Genomic DNA, 22687 nt, shown 5'->3' with positions numbered 1-22687 from the left:
AAGCATTATTAACGAACCCTGACTCCCTCCAATCCCGCCCTCAACCATCGACAGGATTAACCATGGCTCACACATCCTTCCGACGAACTTGTCTCGTTTTGACCCTGGCCGGACTCTTCCTGCAATCCACCATGACGCTGGCAGCAGACAAAGTACAGGACCGCCGTAAAGTGCTCGGTCCCTCCCAGGCAGATCAAAACCTGAGCGACTACTTCAAGCTTCATGCAGTGCGTCTCGCTGATCGCAGTCTGGCTGACATCAAAGACCTCAAGACCTGGGAACAAAAGCGAAAGCAATATCGAGAGCAGCTGTTCGAAATGCTGGGACTTTCGCCGCTTCCCCCCAAAACAGATCTGAAACCAGAAATCACAGGTAAGATCGAGAGCGACGGATTCATCGTTGAAAACATCACGTTTCAGTCGCGTCCCGGGTTGTACGTTACCGGCAATCTCTATCGACCTCTCAAACAGGAAGGTAAGGTTCCCGCGATTCTGTATGTATGTGGGCACGGGGGCGTCAAAAAGAATGGCATCAGTTACGGAAACAAAGTGCATTACCAGCATCATGGCGAGTGGTTTGCCCGCAATGGTTATGTCTGCCTGACGATTGACACTCTGCAACTGGGTGAAATCGAAGGGCTGCACCATGGTACCTACAGGGAAGGCATGTGGTGGTGGCTCTCCCGGGGATACACGCCCGCTGGAGTAGAAGCCTGGAACTGTATTCGCGCTCTGGACTACCTGCAATCGCGTCCCGAAGTTGATGGAGATAAGCTCGGGGTCACTGGACGTTCCGGTGGGGGCGCTTACAGCTGGTGGATCGCAGCCCTGGACGAGCGCATCAAAGCAGCTGTTCCGGTAGCAGGCATTACGAATCTAAAGAATTATGTCATTGACGGGGCAGTCGAAGGACACTGCGACTGCATGTTCATGGTCAATACTTACCAGTGGGACTACGCCCAGGTCGCCGCCCTGGTGGCTCCCCGGCCCCTGTTGATTTCCAACACCGACAAAGACAGTATCTTCCCCCTGGATGGCGTGGTTGACGTCTATAACTCTACCATGAAGATTTATGAACTGTACGGTGTCCCGGAGCATCTCGGGCTGCAGATCACAGAAGGACCTCATAAGGATACCCAGGAACTGCGAATTCATGCGTTTCGCTGGTTCAACCATTATCTGAAAGGGGATGACTCCTTGATTGAGATGGCTGCCACGAAGTTTCACAGTCCTGAAGAATTACGTGTCTTCAAGAAACTGCCCGCAGATCAGAAAAATGCGAAAATCCAGGAATCGTTCGTCGCCACAGCCAAACCAGAGGTCCCGCAGGACTCGGCGGAATGGCACCAGATGACGGAAAATTGGAAAAACCTGCTGCTCAAAAAAACCTTCCGCGCCTGGCCGGAAAAGGTCGATTCGAACGTCAAGGTAGAAACCAGCCATCGTGATGGTCTTACTCTGAAAACTATTTCGTTTGAGAGTCAGAAACATGTCCCCCTGAAACTGTTCATCGTTCTGCCGGACTATTCAAAAACCGTCTCTGAAGTCACTCTGAATGTCTTAAATCAGGCAGAGTGGGAACAATTCCAGTCTGCACTCGCTCCCCTCTTTTCTACAAAAGAGGACGCAAAGCAGTCACCCGAGAAAGCTTCCTCACTCTATAAAGAGATGCAGCAGCGTGTGCAGCAGGATCAGACGGCCCTGGTTTTCTTCACTCCACGAGGCGTGGGACTGGATCAGTGGAATCAGGATCCACGTAAACAGGTTCAGATCCGCCGCCGCTTCTATCTGCTGGGGCAGTCACTCGAAGGGATGCAGATCTGGGATATCCGCCAGGCGATTCAGCAACTGAAGGCACAGCCGGAATTCAAAAAGGCAAATCTGACATTGAAGGCCAGCGGAGAAGCTGCTGCCCTCAGTCTGTATGCGTCACTGTTCGAACAAGGAATCAGTCAGCTGGAACTGTCCGGCATGCCGGCATCGCATCAGCAGGGGCCTGCACTCCTGAACATTCTACGATTCCTGGACCTGCCACAGGCTCTGAGCATGGCCGCCAGTCGCACGCCGGTCATACTCAAACAGGTTGATCCACAGGACTGGAAATATGCAATTCAGGTTGGCAAACAGATGGGCTGGCAGGAAAAACAGCTGCGAATCGAAAAATAAAAGTCGCGATTTCTGGATACAGGCAATCACCAGACGCGCTCAGCGTTTGCTCAGAGCGTGCGCGCCGTTATAATCAACTTACTCTGCCTGAGACGAAAAAAGTACGTTTCTGGCAGGCTACAATAATGAGACAGAAATAGAGTTTCCAAGCTTAAAGGTTTTTCGACGTGAATCGTCCTCCCCATACATCTGCTCCACTTCCTGATCCGACAGCAAACATGACGGAAGGCTGGCACTGCCTGCATCTTTATTACCGTGTCGATCAGGGAATCCTTAATCAGCTTGATCAGTCCACTCGCGACAGCGGTCGTCGGGAACTGGCAGCCATCCTGGACCCCGATCAGGAAGACGCTCCTGTACGGATTCAAACGTCTGTCGTTACCGGCCATAAAGCTGATCTGCAGGTATTGATCATGGATCCGGATCCGATCAAGATCGATGGCATTAAACATGCCATTCGATCCTGTGGGGTGGGTCCCGCGCTCATTCCCACCTATTCTTTTGTGTCGCTCACGGAGATCTCCGAATACGTTCCTACACTGGAACAGTATGCGGACAAACTCAAGCAGGAGGGAACTGATCCTGACAGCCCGGCATTCCAGGCGAAGCTCAAGGCTTACGAAGGACGTCTGCCAGCTATGAATCAACAGCGGGTGTATCCCGAATTTCCCGACTTCCCCGTCTGCACTTTCTACCCGATGAATAAATCACGGGTTCCCGGGGCGAACTGGTACATGGAGCCCTTCAGTAGCCGTTATCACATGATGGCAGAACACGGTCTGAGCGGCATGAAGTTCGCGGGGCGGGTCGTCCAGGTGATTACAGCGTCTACCGGCTTTGACGACTGGGAATGGGGGGTCACGCTGTGGGGCAGGGCACCAGAACCGATTAAAGAAATCGTGTACACGATGCGGTTCGACAAGGCCTCTGCCAAGTACGCCGAGTTCGGGCCCTTCTATCTCAGCTATATCATGCCCCCGGAAGAAGCAATCGCCCATCTCAAGCTCTGACAAGAGCTCAAGACAGGCGATTATGCTCGACTCATCTATTCGAAACGTTTCCGCTTAGCGGCGGAAGCGATAATCAGAGTTGGATTCGCTGAAATCAGCTGTTGCCAGCTCTGATTTCAGATTGATATCAGTAAATGAATAGGACTCAATCAGGGTCTGTTCATCCAGTTCTTCGGGAGAGGCAGAAGCTATTTCTTCCCGTGGCCAGCCAAATCCACGAACGAATACAGGCAGGCAGGATTCCTGATCAATATAAATCACTGACTTACGATAGGTCGGTGATTCTTTTGCATTCGCAAAGTGAGCGATAAAGCAGTAGCAATCTTTACCATCAAATTTCTGGTTACTGAGCATCACACATTCGGTATTCAGATTCTCAGCGAGGTCTTTCTTACGAAAGCCAATGATTTCTTCGGCCAATGCTCGGATACCGGCCTTGGTAATAGGATAACGTGATTCCTGCATAGCCAGCGATCCGTGGGGATCCAGTTTCAGCGTAGGCATCAGACGACCTTTCAGACCGCCCATCTTGACCAGCATTTTCTGATCATTTTCACCATCAACGTAAAGCAGCTCCTGGCCTTTGTCTCCCACAACCCACTTCATATAAACGCTGAAGGGTTTGTGGCGACATTTCAGGTTAATAACCTGGTTCTCGGTGAGGGCACCGCCCACGTATTCCTGCTTTGAGAAAGTGGTTGTGTAATCTGAGACGGAATCCAACAGACGGCAGCCTTTTTCCAGCAACAACTGATTCATCAGTAGAGCCATCCGTCCGGTTAACGTACCTGGCTGCTGCTGAGTCTGTGCCTGACCATCCTGTTTAATTTCCTGATTGGATTCTGAAAATTCCGTTGGTTTATAAGCAATCACCGGAACTGGAATCGGTCGGGCAGCGACCACAGCCATATCGTTGGGATCGGCGTCAGCCGGAGATGGATCGTAACTGAAATACAACACACCAATCGCAGCAGACAGAATGGCGGAAGCCAGCATGTTCGGGAGTTGTTGTTTGGACCTGTGTTTAAGCATGCGCATCATGCGGTACCGTTCCTTTTCATTAAGAAACTGCAAGGCACCGTCTTGTCTGAACTGAATCCTTGATCCGGGATCCACTCATCCGTGAAAAGACGTCGCTCGGGCTTGCCCGTCGTGGTGATGTGATCTAGCCAGCACACGGTATTCCCTTTGTGCGTCTGACGGATGTTTGTTCCCATAAAAGTATGTGCTCTCATCAATTTGAAATCGGAGCGTTCATCGACAAAACGGCCCTGTTTCAAAACCGGAGAACATTACGCAATCTGCGTATTCCCGATCCTGATAGTCTCTGAATCTGCCACAACCTCACTGTTGTGGGTGGACATTGATCATTTCGGGGGTGGTTATAAAAGAAAAATCGACATCCTTCCCGGGGCATTATTAACAAAACTCGCCCCTTGCATTGAATCCTGCATGTTCTGACGGACCACAGGGTTCAGATCAGATCAAACTGACACTTTCAACCAGAAGCCCCCATATTAACAGGTTGGATTAACGTCTGAATTCGGATGACAACTCCGTCAGAGCACCAAAATACATCAAACACATTTTATTTTTCTAAGAGGCTCATCTAGAATGAGTTATATTCATACAGTTCACAAAACACTCCACAGGGATTCCCTGTCTTTGCCTTCGAAAGGGACAACAAGATGCTATTTTCCCGGCGCTCATTCCTCCAGACAGCCACTGCCACTCTGTTCACGGGGGCTTTTTCTCAAAGTGCTTCAAGTGCACTTAGTACAAAATCAGAACCCCGTTTAATGAAACTTGACCTCTCCTGCGGGCGGATTGGAGTGAAAGCAGATCAGAGACAGGCCATTGATTATGCACACAAATATGGCTTTGAAGCCGTCGTACCTGATGCCGGGTATCTGGGAAAACTCACCGACAGTCAACTGGACGAATTAAATTCAGAACTCAAGAGCAAAAAACTGGTTTTCAGTGCCGCGGGGATGCCCGTCGATTTTCGCAACGATGAGTCTAAATTCCAGCAGGGATTACAGGCGCTTCCCGCCTACGCATCCTCACTTCAACGGGCTGGTGTCACTCGCACAGGCACCTGGCTGATGCCTACGCATGCAGAACTGACCTATAACGCCAACTTCAAACGTCACGCCAAACGCCTGAAAGCGGTCACACAGATTCTGGCAGACCATGGCCTCCGATTCGGGCTGGAATATGTTGGCCCGAAAACTCTCTGGTCCAGTAAAAAATACCCGTTCATTCACTCCCTGCCCGAAACCCAGGAACTGATTGCCGCGATTGACGTCAAAGGGGCAGGACTGATTCTGGACAGTTGGCACTGGTACACGGCACATGAAACGCAGGATGATATCCTGGCACTGACCAACGACCAGATCGTTGCCGTTGATCTGAACGACGCTCCGAAAGGGCTTGAAATCGATGAGCAGATTGATCAGAAACGTGAATTGCCCATGGCGACCGGCGTGATCGATCTGGCCACATTCCTCAATTCCCTGAACGAAATTCGCTACGATGGCCCTGTGAGAGCAGAACCTTTCAACGCAGCACTCCGCGCAATGCCCGGCGATCAGGCCGTCGCCACTACAGCTAAGGCGATGAAGAAAGCTTTTGCTCTAATCAGCTGATTTCTCTTTAGCGGGCTTCTTCTCCTGGGCAATCGAAATTTCAATTGTCACAGGAGTCCCCCGCGGTGGGATCTTGGCCTTATTCGCCTCAAACAGCAGATTTCCTTCACCAGAGGCAGAGCTTTCAATACTGACATCAATAGTGGCGGTCGGAAAATTGGCAACACAGATCAGGTCACCACTCTCTGCGTGATAGTATTTTTCACCGGTCATCTCATCGACGGAGAAACCGCTGCCAGCGAAAACCCAGTCAGCCTCCATCAACCGCGGACGGGTCTTTTCGTAGAAATCTTTGATCGCTGCCTGATATGTCTTGTTATCTGATTTCGCCAGGAACTGGTCCCGTTCTTCTTTGGTCATCTCACCGAACCAGATCAATTCTTTGTATTTGTCGTCGTACCGTAGTTCGGTTTTTCTGTCGATGACCACACCAGGAGGTAATTGATCCAGTTTCGCCGTGAAGTAACGGGAAGTCGAAGTACGTACCCACTTCTGTGCCTCTTCGCGATGCGTTTTGCCTGCTTTGTCTTTCCATTCCAGAATCAGATTCAGTTTCTGCCCGGTCGGAGGTTTAAACTTGGGAGTGAACTGGACCGGAGTCCCTGCCTTCGCACCAATCGCCAACAGTCCAGCGTGTATCGCTTTTGCAGGAGAATCGATGGATAAAATAGACTCGTGTTCTTTGGTCTGTTTCTTACAACAGAGCATCTCCAATACGCCTTCGACCAGACAGACGTGTGTTTTCAAGAACAATTTCTTGTGTTCCAGATCCAGCAACACTGTCTTCTGGGGATTCAGAGGAACCAGTTTCTCCTCGGAATCCTTTGGGACCTGTTTCACGGGTTTCGCAGTCTTGGAATCAGTCGCTGTTTCCTGAACCGGTTCCGCGGCGCGTGAAGAAATATTCCCAATGAGAATCGGCAACACCAATAACATAGGGAAGAGTTTTTTAAACGAATACTTCATTAAATCATTCCACAAAGTGAAGACATAAACAGGCCCGTCGGAAATCTAGTGTCATTTTAGATACTCATTGTCAAAAGTCTGCCCCGATTCGGTGGGAAATCTCAGATCTCACCAGAAGAACAGATTTCTGCCAGCCAGTCAGCGTAATCTGCCACAATCTGCTCGCGCTGCGGCTCAAATTCGAGAGTATGACGTGCAGCAGGATAGGAAATATATCGCTTCTCCACCGATCTGACACGGTCCAGCCAGACTTCGGTAGCCCTGTTATCGATGATCTGATCCTGTCCCGCCAATTGACAGAACACCGGACATTCAATCTGCTCCGCGGCCTGGTCTGCCAGTCGATCCAGTTCCCGGTTAGCCAGTAAAAACGAAACGGTGACCTTATGCAGTGCCAGAGGATCATGACGAATAAAATTCTGCCAGCCGACGTCTCCCGTAAACAATGCCGGATCACTAAGCGGAATCGCGACCCGCTTCTGCCTCACTCCCAACTTGTCAGCCAGATTCAGCTGAAACTTCTGGAAGGGATTCGGGCGGACGCGTGCTTTAATCCCCGGATAGAGTAAAGCCAGTCCATCTATCAGGTCAGGTCGTCGAGTCGCCACGACCGCCGCCAGTTTTGCCCCCCAGCTCATCGCCTGCAAAATCACAGGCGCAGCTTTCCCTGACGAGGACTGCTGGAATCGAACCTGTGATAAAATCTGTACGGTATCCTGCACCAGTCGTTGCCAGTGAAGGGTATCGCCACGCTGTTCTCGATTCAGCCCCGATCCACGGCGATCAAAAAAATAGATCTGATAACCACTCTCACAAAGCTGTTGACAGGAGGCTTCATACCAGCCGGAATGACTCTGGATTCCGTGGAGTACGACTATAGCCCCTTTGATGTCCTCCGCCTCGGGGCTCCAGACGCGCCCCTGCAGCCGGTAATTATCAGAGGCAACAAATTCCTGAATGAAGGGTTCTATCATAAGGCTCAGACAAGCATGGTTTCTAAAACCCGGGCATAGCCACCAAACGTCCCCTGATCAAAGAGAACAAATTTCACCAACTCCAGTTGACTGGTCGCTTCCAGACGCGTTGCTACCGTCCGTAGTGCCGTTTCTGCCGCTAGATCAACGGGATAGCCATAAACTCCGGTACTGATAGAAGGAAACGCCAGGCTCCGACACTGCAGTTTTTCCCCCAGGGAAAGACAGGTCTGATAGGCAGACTCCAGTAGATCCTTCTCCTGATTTCCACCTCCCCGCCAGATGGGGCCTACCGCATGAAAAATGTATTTTGCCCGCAGGTTTCCAGCGGACGTCCCAACGGCACTTCCCGTCGGGCATCCATCCGGGTAACGACGCTTGAGCTCATTCATTACTTCCGGCCCAGAAGCATCATGGATTGCTCCATCCACGCCTCCGCCCCCCGCCAACATCGCATTTGCGGCATTGACGATCGCATCCACGCGCTGTGTCGTAATATCTCCCAGAACCAGCTCAATCCGGGCAGATCCAAACTGTACGATCATCGACTTTCATTCTATGATACGAACAACCTGCTGGGTATAGATCAGATATTGATCTCCGCCTGCAGTATAAAATACGATAGGCGTCTTTCAAAGCGCGAACCCGGAAACAATTCTCAGCAACGAATGCGAACCCTTTCACCGTGATAAAAGTCAGCCTTCTCATTCCGACTCTTGATCAGTCCGGTGCCGAAAAGCAGCTCACTCTGCTGGCGACGTCTTTACCCCGTGATGAGTTTGATGTGCAGGTCATTGCGCTGACCCGGGGAGGCCCTTATGCAGAGGTACTCCAGCAGCATGATATTCCGGTGACGATCCTCAAGAAACGATTCAAATTCGACCCGCTGGCATACCGAGCGTTAAAGAAAACTCTGCAACAGCAGCAACCCGACATTCTGCATACCTGGCTTTTTGCAGCCAACTCTTATGGCAGGATGGCAGTCAAACGCCTGTCGTCTTCACAAAAAACACCCAGGGTCATCGTCTCTGAGCGCTGTGTGGATTCATGGAAAAGTAACTGGCAGCATAACGTCGATCGGCGTCTGTTACCGCAAACTTCGCTGCTGGTTGGTAATTCTCAGGGTGTGGTCGACTTTTACAGGGAAAAAGGTGTACCGGATTCAATACTGCGAGTCGTTCCTAACGGCATCGTTCTACCGGACACGACGGTCAATGAAGCAGTTCGTTCCCAGCTCTACCAGGAACATGATATTCCCCCGAATGCGCGCCTGATTGCCTTCGTGGGACGTCTGGCCCGCCAGAAACGTGTCGAAGAACTGCTCTGGGCCCTGCAGCTGATTCGTCAGATGAATGGGGATATCGTACTGCTCGTAATTGGCGATGGCCCCGAACGAGCAAAGCTGGAGCAGTTGGCTCACAAATATACGGTCACTCCCAACGTACGGTTCCTGGGCCACCGCACCGATGTCGATCAGCTATTTCCTCTTTTTGAAGTCTTTCAACTGGCCAGCGATTTTGAAGGACAATCGAACAGCATTATGGAAGCCATGTCATACGGCATTCCCGTCGTCGCCAGTGATATTCCCCCCAACAGGGAACTGGTCGTGCATGGCGAAACTGGCTTTCTGACTTCAGTGGGTGACAGTACAGGTTTCGCACAATTTGCAGAACGAATCCTGGCAGACCCGCAACTCGCAAATGATTTAGGAAACGCCGCTCGAAAAAGGATGCAAGAGGAATTCAGTGTCGATAAGATGGTAGAAGGTTATGCCAGACTCTATCGTGAAGTCCTCCAGTAACCGATGTTGCTGACCAGAGCACGTCTCCTGTCCCCCAGCTTTTAGAATTCAGATCATGTGCGGAATCACCGGAACCTCGTGGACCACACGGGACAAGAATATCTCCCCACTGGTGCTCCGCAGTATGACCAGTGTCATCGCTCATCGAGGCCCCGATGATGCGGGAGGCTATCATTCCGACCTGGAATCCAGGTCATTTCTGTTCGCTGATGAAAACCAATGGTCCGACTTCACTCCGAACTCTGAAACCGGTGCCGCCCTAGGACACCGCCGCCTGTCGATCATCGACCTGGGAACCGGGCATCAGCCACTCTGCAATGAAGACGGCACTGTCTGGATCGTCTTTAACGGCGAAATCTACAACTACCAGGAGCTCAGAACAGAACTGGTAGGACAGGGGCACCAGTTCAAAACGGAATCCGACACGGAAGTCATCGTCCATCTTTATGAAGAGCAGGGGGCTGCCTGCGTGGAACATCTGAGGGGGATGTTTGCGTTTGCCATCTGGGATGAACGTCGCCAGCGTCTCTTTCTGGCACGCGACCGCATGGGACAGAAGCCCCTGTTTTATCGGGAAGAACCAAGTCGGTTAAGCTTTGCCAGTGAACTCAAATCGCTCCTGCAGCTGCCTGGTGCCAGCCGGGAAGTTGATCCCCACGCCATCGAGCTGTTTCTCGCCTATCAATATGTGCCACACCCCTGGTCAATTCTGAAAGGCTACCAGAAGTTGCCCCCGGCACACCGCGCAATCTACGAGCAGGGACAACTCACCGTTGAGCGCTACTGGACGCCCCCTTATCAGCATCCTGAATTACGAACAGACCTGAAGTTCCAGACACCTCAGGAGTGGTCAAAGGCCCTTCGCCAGACATTAACGGAATCCGTTCGAATCCGCATGCGGAGTGATGTCCCTCTGGGAGCGTTTCTCTCCGGGGGAATCGATTCGACAATCATCGCAGGGCTGATGCAGAGCATGTCCGAACGACCGGTTCATACCTTTTCGATCGGCTTTCCGGTGAAACAGTTTGACGAGACCAGCTATGCCCGCGAAGCGGCTGCCATGCTGGGGACTGAACATCACGAGTATGTGGTCGAACCCGAAGCCCTCGAAATGCTGCCCCGTCTGGCCTGGCACTATGATGAACCCTTTGCCGACAGTAGCGCTATCCCGACGATGTACCTTTCACAAGTCACCCGGCAGGAAGTCACCGTTTCTCTTTCCGGAGACGGAGGCGATGAACTGTTTGCAGGCTACGACCGCTATCGAGCCGTGGCGCTATCACAGTTGTTTGATCGACTGCCGGGGTTCGTCAGAAAAATGATGACTGCTTCCATCTGGCAGAAACTCCCCGCATCTGTGGAACAGAAATCATTTCGCCGCCGCGTCAAGCGATTCCTGGCAGGACTCGCGGTTCCTCCGGAACGTCGCTACCTCAAATGGGTCGGCATCTTTGATACAGAACGTCGACTGGAGATGTATACTCCCGAATTCAGAGAGCAAATCCAGAACTTCGATGCAGATCAGTTCCTGCTTGACGCTTACCAGCTCTGTCCTGACCGCGACTTTGTGACCCGCACGACTGCGACTGATGTGCTGACTTATCTCCCCTGTGACATTCTGACCAAGGTAGACATTGCCAGCATGGCGCACAGTCTGGAATGTCGCAGCCCGTTCCTGGATCATCATGTGGCGGAACTGGCAGCAGTTATGCCCCTGGATCTAAAAATGCACAAAGGCCGCGGCAAACAGATTCTCGTCGACACCTTTGCTGATCTCCTTCCCGAATCGATCCAGACACGCAAGAAAATGGGATTCGGTGTGCCCCTCAATCACTGGTTCCGTCATGAATTGAAACCATTACTCTACGATGTTCTACTCGATCAGCGGGCCATTGATCGTCAGATCTTTGATCGGAAAGCTGTGGAACAGCTGATCAACGAACACCAGAATCAGCAATGGGATCACAGCGCTCGGCTCTGGTCACTGCTGGTTCTGGAAATGTGGTTTCGAACCTTTATGGATCCTGCAAGCATTCCCGATCACTTTCCGGAAGCTGCACTGGTATGACCGTTTTTGGCTCCGCCCCTTGAGCTTTATCTGCGAATCAGAGAAAATATTGAGAGCCGTTGATACTTCAACCTGCCTTCCTGATTCCCGCCAACAACGAGACGACCATGCGTGTTTTCGCTTTAAACTCACTGCTCATGCTGTTCTGCCTGATCTCACTGAAACCTGCTGTTACAGAGACTCCCAATTTAACCCGAGCAAACCCACGAGCGACCTGGGAGGAATGGCCGCAGTGGCGAGGACCGCGCGGTGATGGCACCTGGAATGGTCCTCCACTCAAAACAACCTGGCCTGAATCGGGGTTGAAAAAACTCTGGTCCCACGAGTTGGGAGGAGGCTACGGGGGGATTTCTGTCGCGAATCGAAAACTCTATGTCATGGATCGGCCTGTAGCCTCGTCTGAAGATCAGCAAAAAGCTGCTGGCATCCACAGCCATCGAGTCGCGCGGCAGAAGATTGAACGGGTGCTCTGCTTTGATGCCCAGACGGGGCAACAGATCTGGGCGCATACCTATCCCTGCGATTATCGCGATCTCGATTATGGCAATGGCCCTCGCGCGGCCCCCACGATCATCGATGATCTGGTCTACACGCTGGGAACGATGGGCGATGTTTACTGTCTGTCTGCGAAAACCGGGAAGGTGATCTGGAAGAAGCACCTCGTCGAAGACTTCGGGGGGAAAGTACCACAGTGGGGGTATGCCGCTGCTCCTTATGTACTGGGAGACATGGTCATCCTGCTACCCGGAGGCAAAGAGCAGGGGACCGCGGTCGTTGCCCTGGACCGTAAGACCGGCGTCGAACGCTGGCGATCACTCTCCGATACTGCCGGCTATGCGACACCGCTTTTGATCAAACATCAGGGCCGGTCACAATTAATCATCTGGTCACCCAATCACATTCACAGTGTCGATCCACAGTCAGGGAATCATTTCTGGTCGGTCCCTTACAAAATCACTTACGGTGTCGCGATCGCCAATCCAATTGCGCATGAGGGGCTGGTTTTTGTGGCAGGTTATTGGGATGGATCCAAAGCCATCCAGCTGGGCACTCAGCCAGAAGAGGCAGAACTGAAATGGGAAGACCGACGCACACTGAGAGGTTTGATGTCACAACCGCTTTACCGAGATGGCTACGCGTATCTACTCGATAAAAAATTTGGTCTGACCTGTTTTGAATTCGCCACGGGGAAAAAAATCTGGGACGACAAAAACCAGATGACCCCCGGTAATACTCGTAATCCACAGGCAACCCTGATCTGGCTCAAGCAGCAAGAGCCCCGAGCCCTGATTCTAAACTCAGACGGGGATCTGATTCTGGCTGAACTGGATCCATCCGGGTACAGGGAACTGGCCCGGACCAACCTGATTGGAGAGACCTGGGCCCATCCCGCTTATGCGGAAAATCGGATTTTTGTACGCAGCAATACCCGGATTATTGCCTACGAACTGCCCGTCCTGGAATCGATTGACGAATCCCCATAAAAGCCACAGAGCTGCACTGTAAACTTCCCAGTCCAGTCGATAGAATGCCTGTGAGCAGTCCCGGGGAGTGCTCTGTGCTGTTGTGCGCTGATAATTGACACATTGTTTATTCAAAGATCCTGAAGCCAATATGAATTCGACTTCGGAACCTCAATCCGAGAATACCGGGCCAGGTACGGAGCTGCTGGGGCCTGAAATCTGGAACCTGCCCAACCTGATCACCGTCAGTCGACTGGTGCTCTCATTGATCCTGTTCGTGATCATCTATCTCGAAGGCTGGTGGAAAACCTCTGCCTGCCTGTTCATCGTGGCAGCGGCTACAGATTTTCTGGACGGTTATTTCGCTCGAAAATACAATCAGGTCACAACGCTGGGCAGGATCATGGACCCCTTTGTGGATAAATTCATCATCTGTGGTGCATTTATCTTCCTCCTGGAACGAGGTTCTGCTTCCGGCATCAATGCCTGGTTCGTCCTGATCATCATCGGTCGGGAAATGTTTATCACCAGTCTCCGTGGCTTCCTCGAAAAAAGAGGACGCGATTTTTCCGCCAGCTGGAGTGGGAAAATTAAAATGGGCGTACAGTGTGTCGCCGTTGTGGTCAGCCTGCTCTCACTGAGCCCTGAAGCCCCGTATAATACCCCTGGTTTCCTGATGTTTCGCGATGTCACCATCTGGGCAACGGCTCTGATTACACTGTACAGTGGCATTGATTACGTGCTCCGTGCCTCCCGGATGCTGAAACGTAACCCACTGTAATCTGAGATATTCCAGACACATCTTCGCAATATTCTATCAGACGAATCGAATAACAAATTCGAGAATTCAGCAAAATCACAGCTCATCTAGCTGCTGTCAGCGGTATAAAATGGATTGAACTACTAATTTTATCAGCTCTTGAATTTGAATAGATGCATGAATGACGTAAACCAGCCACGGCCTCCTTCTGATCAGATCATTGAGGTTAAGCCCGGTGACTATCAGACCGAGGTCAAGGACTATTCACCCCGGCAACCTGTCTACAACAGGCCACCCGCTCCCACGCGGAGCAAGGTCCCGTTGATTCTCTTCATTCTGACCTGCCTGAGCACGTTGATCGTCGGCGGTACACATAGCCCTTTTATCCCGACTCCCGGGCAGTTCCAGTTGTTGTTCTCGAAAATCCAGGCCATGGGCTGGACGACGTTTTTCAGCAACGGCTTTTCATATGCCGGGCCGGTGATGTTGATTCTGCTCTCCCATGAAATGGGACATTATCTCCAATCGCGACGTTACCACATCCCAGCGACCCGTCCGATTTTTATCCCCATGCCGATGAGCCCCTTTGGTACCATGGGAGCAGTCATTCTCCAGAGAGGGGGAGTTGCCGATCGCAAGCAGATGTTTGATATCGCGGTCTCCGGTCCTCTGGCAGGGCTGGTGTTTGCAATTCCCTTCGTTTACTGGGGGCTGCTCAATTCAACCGTGGAAACGATCGTTCCCGGCTCTGGAGTCGTCAGTTTCGGCGAACCACTGATTCTGAAATGGATGATTACACTCGTACACGGTCCCCTGGCTGAAAACCAGGAAATCGCCATGAACTCAATGCTGTTTGCAGGCTGGGTTGGCATCTTCATCACTGCCCTGAACCTGATCCCTATTGGACAGCTGGATGGAGGACACATCCTGTATACCCTGATCGGCAAACGCGCCAATGTTGTCGCTCAGCTGGTTCTGCTCGGTGCGATTGGATATATGGCGTATTCCAATGAATTTTCCTATTCGCTGCTGATTCTGCTGCTCATCTTCTTCGGAGTCACACATCCTCCTACTGCCGACGATACCGTTGAATTGGGCCCCATGCGAACATTTATTGGGTGGGCAACACTCGCGTTCTTCATCATCGGCTTTACTCTGACCCCGATCACGATTCATTAATCGCCAGGTAGCGAGATCTGAAGCAGCAGATTATTTGATCTTTTCCAGTAGTTGTTCTGAGCGAAACACGATCTCCAGATCTTTATTTTTCGTGGCCTGCTGTAACTGTTTTTGGGCTGCCCGACCATACTCCGCCAGTTCCTGCTGAGCCTCTTCCCGCTTAGCCCAGACCGGATCACCAAGCTGCGCGATTAACAAATCTATGTGCTTCTGCAATGCAGGATCCACGTCAACCAGAATCACCAGTGCAATCCGACGTAGCACATCAGGATGGGGTGTCAGTTCCAGCGGGATACTTTTGTCAAGCACTCCTTCATCCATGCAATAAATCACCGTTGCCTGATCTTCTCGAAAACCATATTCATTCAGAATGCGCTGCACATACTCAATCTCAGATTTTCCCAGCCCTCGCTTACTCAGATAGTCTCCCCAGAAACTCAGGATCTGTTCACGCGAAACCGGCTGCTTTTCTACATAAGGTATTTTGACGGGATCCACTTTAGTTTCCGTCTTCGCAGGTGTTGCAGGCTTCTTTGAATCAGCAGCTTTACCAGATAACAACTGTGGTAGCGCACCTACGTTCCGCAGTTGATCCCCCAGAACTTTCAACTTCGCTGCTTCTTCTGCTGCCGCCTCGGCTTTGAGTTTTTTATCAGAGAGCGGATCGACCTTGGATGCTTTCGTTTTATCTTCTGTCCCGGACTGCGGTTTCGACTTCTGGTTTGACAATCCAGGAACCCGATCAACGGCTGCCAGTTTCCATTGCTTTGGATTGGCTGTCGGTTGAATAACCGTCAGATGTTGTAGCATCCCGGGCTCTCGATTCTGAATCTGGAACCCGTCTGCTGAGTGGGTCATGGATATCTGGGGCGTATGATTGACTTCAACATCATACAGAATGAAGCGATCACTTTTGTTGTTCGTATTTACAAACAGGCGATCAGCCTGCTGCAGGGGGCTCAGCCAGTGAGAACCCGGGATCTGAAAACTTGCCGAACCTGATTTCGTGAGTTGGCAGGCGCGCCAGTAAATCCGCCGAGACTGGATCCGCGCTGTGGGCCAGTGAGAAAGGAATCGTCCTGAGGGGAATTCCACCAGAACATCGATATCTTTAACTTCTGGTCCGGCAAATGTAATCAGCCCCAGAGGAGTCGGTTTATCGCTTCCCTCACTATCAGCACTCAACCGCCGCGACTGCATAAAGCCTGGCAGTGTGGACCGGAACATACCAGAATCATTCATTTTTTTTCCGTGAGCAGAGACCAGGTAAACTCCCACATCACGGACAATCAGCTTCGATCCGCCTTGAGTTGGAATACCTTCTGCCAGGCAGTCAGTTCCCAGTATCGGCGCGCATAGGACTGCCATGAGCAAACCAGTACAAAGCAGTTTGCTAAGAGAATGAGTTTGAAACTCCAGTTCTCTGCTCTTAGAAATACATTTATCCCGGGTATTCATGATGATATCTACCATTACTTCATCCAAATCTGATCTATTTCTTACTGACAGCCAGGCCCTGGGGAGATGCCCGGATCAACTGAGGTACTCCCCAGACGAATCGGTCTCCCACATTCTGCTGTTGACCAAAATCAACTGTCAGAGTCAGTTGTTGACAACCGCTCACGTCTAAGTTGAGCGGTCCCTGCTGCGTCTGACTGGTAAATGCCTGGTTTTCAAACAGGGTTTTCCCATCTACCGAGACAGTCACAGCGACATTGCCGGAATCGCCGGTCCCATGCTGCAGTCCTGGGGTCACAGTGAATTTCTCGAACTGCCGGTCGAGGCGATAAACCAGGATCGTTTTCGCATGCACACACAAGCCTTTTGAAAATAACTGCTTGCCGATCTGCAGCTCTTTTCCGTTAAATGAACGGTTGATTTGGTAAGGAAAGACCTGATTAAAAAACGGCACTTCTGTTACAGTCTCAGGAATGATTTCCGTCAATGAGACAGAGCGGGCATTGATCGTTTTTACAGATTCCAGATCTTCGTTGGAAACAGACAGTTTTGCCCCGCCAGGCAGGTCAATTGTCAGCTGAGAGGGATCGGTAGATGAGACCACCCCTGGCAGTTGAGAACCACCGACCAGTCGAATCAGACTGATCAGCTTAAGGCTGTTTTTTTTCTCAGTTCGTTTTTTGTGCAGCACGAGCCCTACAACGCGATCCTGTTTGACTTCACGTTCCTCTCCCTGGTAGAGGAACCGCAGGCTCTGACTATCCATACTCACAACTTCGCCTGTCACCCGGTGAACTTTCCCATCACTGGTTCGAATGTAAGCAGTATCTTCAGTCTTCGATTCACCTTTTCGTTCAGAACTTCCTGGCTGACTGATTCCTTCTGCCTGATGCCAGACTTCCTGAATCACATCAGGCTGCAATTGAACATCAACGTCCTGAGATGCGAGTGGCAGCGTCATGACAACTCCGTTTGCATCCCACTGTTTTAGTTTACCCGTCAGCTTTCCGTCCTGATCAAAGGCCAGTTTCCAGCTGGATTCTTTTTTACCCTGCGATTTGCGATACAGTTCACGAGGAAACGCTCCGAGATAAAACTGTGCCTTACTGTTTTTGTCTGTATCAATCGAAAATGTGTATTCGCCATCCTGCGGAATCTTGATAAGTCCCTCGTAAATAATTCCAAAATGAATCGCACTGCGTTTGGTCAACAGTGCCAGTCGCGGACTGGCACCATATTTCTTCACAGACAGGTAACGCAGATCCAGAATCGATTTTACTGCCGCCGGATCAGTCCATTCCATCAGTCGGTAGGCGACATACCGTTCCGGCTGTTTCACTTCTACTGGCAAACGGAAACCAGCCTGATCGACCTGATACTCACGCGTGGCTATTTTCCTTACCTGATCCGTGACCCGGGAAAGCATCTCCCGGGGTACTTCTGCATTTTTGATCCCGGGCCCCGACATTTTGATCTCCAGCTTCGCCACCCCCAGCGTATGATAATAGGGCAGAGTAAATCGGTGATACCCTTTCCGCAGCTTGATTTTCGCGGTGCGTGGCCCACTGGTATAGCTGGGTTTCTCACCATCAATTAATAACTGACTGACGTTTTGTGGCAGGGCAGGTTCGACAAATTTGTATGATGTCACATCAAACAGGTTCACCTTCTGCTGCTGTTTTCCAACATCTACAGTCAATGAGTCAGCGGTGATACTCCGAATCTGACCGCTGATTTTTTTCCCGTCATAAAGCATTATCTCATCAGCCTGAACATGCTCCTCCAGGCCGGACAACAGCGCAGAGATCCAGGCAAGGCTCAATCCGATTGATACCAGCATTCGATTCATGATTTTACTCTTGTTTATCAGTCGTCTCATTTTTCTTCAGATCCTTGTTCCGCGCCAGTCGCCGAAAGTAATCTGCGAGTATGTCTTCATAGCCGGGAGGGAAGCCCTCCGTTCGTGACTGCAGAATTTTCTCGCGCTGTTTAGGCGTCAAGTCGGCCCAGTTGCGTCCTTTTTTGTCGGGTGCTCTGAGGTCTCCCTGACCACCAGGACCTTTTCCCAGTGTCGAAGCATTTGCCGGGCGTGATGGATTCGCACCTGCGCCACCGCCCCCTTTCTTGCATGATTTCTCAAGCATCTCAATCAGGGTGTCCAAACGGGAAATAATGCGTGGCTGCGTTGTCCTGGCTGGTTTCTTCGTCTGGCCCTGATCGAAATCATTAATCACCGATTTGACATCGGTCTGGATATTCTTAAACGGATCTTTTAACCAGGCATCATCGCGCATCAGGGACATGACATCCTGCTGTCCAGGAAGAGCACCTGGCGAGATTTTTCCCGGAACTGGTTTAGCGGCCTCGACTGCCTTATCAGTTCTCTCCGGTCGATCTATGTCAGCAGGCTGTGCCGTCTCCAGCCAGAGCGTTACACAACAGACTGTCACTGCCAGGTATACATGGCTGTGTTTTAAGCGAATTTGCATGCGTCGCATCATTCACCTCCCAGACAATGAGGACAGGTCATACTGTGTAAGCGACCGGTAACCGTGTCGATCTCTTTCTGACGTACCGTCAGTAACTCGATGCGGTCTTTCAGCGAATCGCCCGTGATTTTTTTATCTGCAATCTGTCGATCGAGGTTTTCCGTCCGCTGGTGCACGGACTGCTGCATCCAGCGGAGCATTTTGACTTCCGCCAGCAACTTATTCCGATTCCCCTGGCACCCTTTACATTGACCACCACCATTCTTACTGACCGGACGCGAAGCTTCCTGCATCGCATCGAGCAGTGTCTGGAGGTCTTTTTCGATCTGCTGCTGATCTGCGATGATTTCCTGATCGGCCTGTCCCTGTTCCAAACCTTCGCTGACGAATTCCATCTGTTCACGAATCGCGCCCAGCGCAACAGGCAGGACCAGGCTGAAACGGGTCAATTCGCAGAGCTCAATCGCCCCTGAACAGAGACTGATTATCTTCTCTTCAGAATTCGACAGTCGCCTGACTGCCGCCAGGGCCTGTTTCTGCTTCTGCGCCACGCGGTCCTGCAGCTTGGTTGTAACTTCGCGAATCTGTTTCTGTTGCACAATCATATCCTGCAACTGATCCATCACACGTTGACGAACAAGTGACTCGACTTCTTTCCGCAGTTGTTCTTCCAGTTTCTGTGTTTCCTGATCCGCATGGCTCAATTGCTCTATTGCTTTTTTCTGCTCTTGTGAAGCCGGTTTAGGTTTAGACTCTCCCAGTTTTTTACAGGCGCCTCCCATGCATTTGCCGGCTCCTGACAGTGAATTACAGATTCCCTTAGATGCAGCTCCGTATTCACGCAGTTGTTGCTGCAGATTTTCTGCGGACTTCTGATTGCGACGTTCACTGGTTTCCAGGGCCTTGAATTTCTCAGAATCGGTCTTTTGTGTTTTTTGCTGCTCCAGTGTGTGAGAAAGCTGTAGCTCCTCTTTTTTGATGAGTTTGTTCAAGGTTTCTCGAGAATCAATCAATTTACGCAACTGTTCCAGTTTCAGCTCCAGCCCGATATCTGCTGTCAGCAGCAGTTTTTTGAGTTCTTCCAGCAGCACCAGAATTTCCTTCTGCTCCTGGCTGGCTTGATTCAACTTCAGGTCATCCAGCATTCGGGAAGCTTCTCCCATCCGATCCAGAATCAGCTGTTCGCGAGCTTTACGTAATCCCAGCAGTAGTCTGGCGGCGTCCTCGGGCTGCGCCTCCTGAATCAGGCGGGAGAGTCGAAACATCCGCTCCTCCAACTCTTGCATGTGAGCCTTGGCTTTGTCCTGCTCGAACTGGATCCGTTTCTGAGGCGTAACTTTCTCATTTGAGCTGACTGCAGAATTGGATACGGTCTCTGTTTTGTCTTTAGCCTGGAGCGCTCCCAGCTGAATCGTCAGTACGACCAGCCAGATCATCCCGTATTTTCTTGCCTTGTGTTTGTTTCGCATGTCCCACACCTCCATCACAGGGGGAATCAGAGTGACGCGATCGTCACGACCTTTACTTATCGAAAATGGAATCGGTCTGCTTCTTTTTGAGTTCTTCTGTTTTATCTCTTACAACCTGTTCCAGTTTAATTACAGCGTTCAACTGATTGACGACGTCGATGAAACTGTCCCATTGGGCCATATTCTTCAGGATCTGGTCTATCGTCTTTAGAATCTGGTCCTGCTGATCGGTCAGTTGCGACAGCGGTTCCGGAGTCTGACTCCGAAGTGACTCCAACGACTGCCGTTGCTGTTCCATCTCACGATCGTGTAGACCTTGCAATGGTTTGAGCACCGTCTGCTCGATTAACTGCCAGGTCTCCGCACCTCCCAGCTGATTCAGTTTCATCTCTTCCACAGAACTGTTTAAAGCATGGCCGACCTGTCCGACTTCCCGTCGAATCAACTGATGTTCTCGAATCCAGGCCGCTGCTTCTTCTGAATTCTGAGCCAATTTCAATTTATCACGTAACTGTTCTGCCTGATCACGTGCCTTTCGGAGCCGTGCTCTCAATTGCTGCTGTCGCAACAGAATTTCGCGGAACAGTTCCTCAGGCTTAACCACTCGAAACACTAACTGTCGTGAGTTGGTTTTCTGACGCCCCGTGAAACAGTTGTCTTCTGCAAAACTTTGAAAGGTAATCACCGCTCCCGGATTCAGTTTCATCTCGGCAATGGAAACCCGTTGTTCATGCTCGACAACGGTCTCTCTCGCAGGATCCTCCGGACCATAAACAGGGTAATTCTGCTCATGCTTCATATTTTTCGGAGTCGATGTATCCGATAATTCTTCAGGTTCAATTGCTGATTTTTCTGAAGTTGTAATCCCGGTCAAAGGAACTTCTGATGTCATCCCCACCTGCCGTATTCCAAAATCATCCCGAGCTAAGATCGAAAAGGGGATCCTTGCCTGAGGAGTAATTCGCTGCCGCAGCCCTGAATAACGAAAACTAAGCCGCGGGCTGCGATCGGGTTGCACACCAATGGATACCGGACGGGGATGGGAACTGATTTCGTGCTCTGCAGAATGTAATGTCAGCCTGAAATTAACAGGCTTCTCATGCGTCCATTCTGTCTGAAAATGCTTACCATCCGTACTTTTCCATTGTAGCGAGATCTCCTCAGAATCAACGTCAATTTTCCGGACCTTCACATTCGTGGTCAGCTCCAATCTTACTTTTGACTGAGGCAGTAATCGGACATTTCCTTCCGAAGCGGAAAAATGAGAGACAAATGGTTCCGAAAGACGGGGATGTGAAGCACGAATTGATAAATCGGTAATTCGGGGACGATCGATGGGAACGATTTCAAAAGGTTCTGTCTGGCCATCACCTCCCCAGGCCTGTGCCTGAATCGGAAGTTGAACAGGGGGCAGTTCATAGCGAAAATCTCCTGCCTGAAAGCGATTCATGGTAATTGTTTCACTCTCACCATTTGCATCCTCCAGAGAGAGCCAGACACTCTCCGTCGGCTTGTCTCCATCTTCCACCTGAATCTGTAAGGTCGCTGCTTCCCCCCGTGGAAGCACCCACTGTCCTTCTTGCAGACCAACGACAATTAATCGGGTATCGCGAGGCCAGGGCTGACTGGAACCGAGTAACCAGCGTGCTCCCCATAATTGTGCCGTTGCTGGCAGAACCATCAGAAAACAGACGGGGATCAGAATAGCTGCGAAAAGTCCCAGCAGACAGGCCTGGGTGTGCTTATGGTTGATTGTTTTCTCGTAAGGATAATTGCTGAGACATTGATAATTCTCCTGAACCGCGTGTGCGATCATCTCATCAGACTGCTCTGCTTCATGCTGATGACCGGGCAACTGTAACAGGCTTGCCACCCGAGGCGCCAGTGCCTGCTGATCATTGACCCGCCGCGCGCGGTCGATCAGATTAGCGACTTCAATGGGCGAAAGAGAGACCTGGAACGGAATGTAGATATACCGCCACACCAGGTAACCGATGATCGCAAAACCCGCCAGCAGGCACCCGATACGGGTTACCAGACTCAATTCCAGCCACCAGTCAAACAGGAGTGAAAACGCAGCCAGAAACAGCAAAGCCAGACCGATTCGTGCCGCCGCTTCCAGCAGAATATGCCGGCGCAGCGCACGTCCCACACGATCCAGTTTTCTGGAAATCATGTTTTGCAGCTCTGCATATTTATGCGACTTTAGTTCGGACATCTACCGCTGACTCCTGTTG

The 22687-nt window shown here is 51.1% G+C and carries 17 protein-coding genes; 8 read left to right on the top strand and 9 right to left on the bottom strand.

All coding sequences use genetic code 11. From position 1 onward, the window contains the following. The first annotated feature begins 62 nt into the window (after positions 1–62). On the top strand, positions 63–2165 hold the full coding sequence (locus HG66A1_RS14080) for an alpha/beta hydrolase family protein (protein WP_197997143.1): 2103 nt from the start codon (positions 63–65) through the stop codon (positions 2163–2165). A 167-nt stretch (positions 2166–2332) separates the two neighbouring features. Beyond that, positions 2333–3175, top strand: a complete 843-nt coding sequence (gene hemQ / locus HG66A1_RS14075; protein WP_232106831.1) for a hydrogen peroxide-dependent heme synthase — start codon at positions 2333–2335, stop codon at positions 3173–3175. A 54-nt stretch (positions 3176–3229) separates the two neighbouring features. Here hemQ and HG66A1_RS14070 read toward each other — a convergent pair whose 3' ends face one another. Continuing rightward, on the bottom strand, positions 3230–4216 hold the full coding sequence (locus tag HG66A1_RS14070) for a DUF1571 domain-containing protein (protein WP_145184900.1): 987 nt from the start codon (positions 4214–4216) through the stop codon (positions 3230–3232). A gap of 758 nt (positions 4217–4974) precedes the next feature. On the opposite strand from HG66A1_RS14070, the gene HG66A1_RS14065 reads away from it, so the two are divergent. Continuing rightward, entirely contained in the window at positions 4975–5823 is an 849-nt protein-coding gene (locus HG66A1_RS14065; RefSeq protein WP_232106830.1) for a sugar phosphate isomerase/epimerase family protein, read from the top strand. Here the strand turns inward: HG66A1_RS14065 and HG66A1_RS14060 are convergent. The 3 genes from HG66A1_RS14060 to HG66A1_RS14050 form a co-directional block, all read right to left on the bottom strand. Continuing rightward, entirely contained in the window at positions 5812–6789 is a 978-nt protein-coding gene (locus tag HG66A1_RS14060; protein ID WP_197993929.1) for a YdjY domain-containing protein, read from the bottom strand. The two genes, HG66A1_RS14065 and HG66A1_RS14060, sit on opposite strands and share 12 nt — an antisense overlap. Positions 6790–6890: 101 nt before the next feature. Beyond that, on the bottom strand, positions 6891–7763 hold the full coding sequence (locus HG66A1_RS14055; RefSeq protein WP_145184894.1) for an alpha/beta fold hydrolase: 873 nt from the start codon (positions 7761–7763) through the stop codon (positions 6891–6893). A gap of 5 nt (positions 7764–7768) precedes the next feature. After that, positions 7769–8308 (bottom strand): macro domain-containing protein, encoded by a 540-nt coding sequence (locus HG66A1_RS14050; RefSeq protein ID WP_145184891.1) that lies wholly within the window; start codon positions 8306–8308, stop codon positions 7769–7771. A gap of 140 nt (positions 8309–8448) precedes the next feature. Between HG66A1_RS14050 and HG66A1_RS14045 the strand changes: the two genes are divergently transcribed. The 5 genes from HG66A1_RS14045 (at position 8449) to HG66A1_RS14025 (ending at position 15034) form a co-directional block, all read left to right on the top strand. Next, the gene (locus HG66A1_RS14045; RefSeq protein ID WP_145184887.1) at positions 8449–9564 is read left to right on the top strand and encodes a glycosyltransferase; all 1116 of its coding nucleotides are present in this window, start codon (positions 8449–8451) and stop codon (positions 9562–9564) included. 55 nt (positions 9565–9619) lie between these two features. Beyond that, on the top strand, positions 9620–11632 hold the full coding sequence (asnB, locus tag HG66A1_RS14040) for an asparagine synthase (glutamine-hydrolyzing) (RefSeq protein WP_145184884.1): 2013 nt from the start codon (positions 9620–9622) through the stop codon (positions 11630–11632). Between the two features lie 59 nt (positions 11633–11691). After that, positions 11692–13116, top strand: coding sequence for a PQQ-binding-like beta-propeller repeat protein (locus HG66A1_RS14035; protein ID WP_145184881.1), 1425 nt, complete (start codon positions 11692–11694; stop codon positions 13114–13116). Between the two features lie 130 nt (positions 13117–13246). Then, positions 13247–13876, top strand: coding sequence for a CDP-diacylglycerol--glycerol-3-phosphate 3-phosphatidyltransferase (gene pgsA / locus HG66A1_RS14030; RefSeq protein WP_145040956.1), 630 nt, complete (start codon positions 13247–13249; stop codon positions 13874–13876). 156 nt (positions 13877–14032) lie between these two features. Further along, entirely contained in the window at positions 14033–15034 is a 1002-nt protein-coding gene (locus HG66A1_RS14025; RefSeq protein WP_145040954.1) for a site-2 protease family protein, read from the top strand. Positions 15035–15064: 30 nt separating this feature from the next. Here the strand turns inward: HG66A1_RS14025 and HG66A1_RS14020 are convergent, their stop codons facing one another. From HG66A1_RS14020 to HG66A1_RS14000, 5 genes are all read right to left on the bottom strand, one after another. Next, positions 15065–16402, bottom strand: a complete 1338-nt coding sequence (locus HG66A1_RS14020) for a hypothetical protein (RefSeq protein ID WP_145184878.1) — start codon at positions 16400–16402, stop codon at positions 15065–15067. Positions 16403–16526: 124 nt separating this feature from the next. After that, entirely contained in the window at positions 16527–18341 is a 1815-nt protein-coding gene (locus HG66A1_RS14015) for an NPCBM/NEW2 domain-containing protein (protein ID WP_197997142.1), read from the bottom strand. 4 nt (positions 18342–18345) lie between these two features. Next, a complete protein-coding gene (locus HG66A1_RS14010) occupies positions 18346–18981 on the bottom strand; it encodes a hypothetical protein (RefSeq protein WP_145184872.1) in 636 nt (211 codons plus the stop codon). A gap of 8 nt (positions 18982–18989) precedes the next feature. Next, positions 18990–20450, bottom strand: coding sequence for a hypothetical protein (locus tag HG66A1_RS14005; RefSeq protein ID WP_145184869.1), 1461 nt, complete (start codon positions 20448–20450; stop codon positions 18990–18992). Between the two features lie 52 nt (positions 20451–20502). Further along, complete coding sequence (locus tag HG66A1_RS14000; protein WP_145184866.1) at positions 20503–22668, bottom strand: hypothetical protein; 2166 nt, start codon at positions 22666–22668, stop codon at positions 20503–20505. Positions 22669–22687: the final 19 nt, after the last annotated feature.

Source organism: Gimesia chilikensis, from assembly GCF_007744075.1.
Classification (GTDB): domain Bacteria; phylum Planctomycetota; class Planctomycetia; order Planctomycetales; family Planctomycetaceae; genus Gimesia; species Gimesia chilikensis_A.
This window is presented reverse-complemented; position numbering and strand designations above follow the sequence as displayed.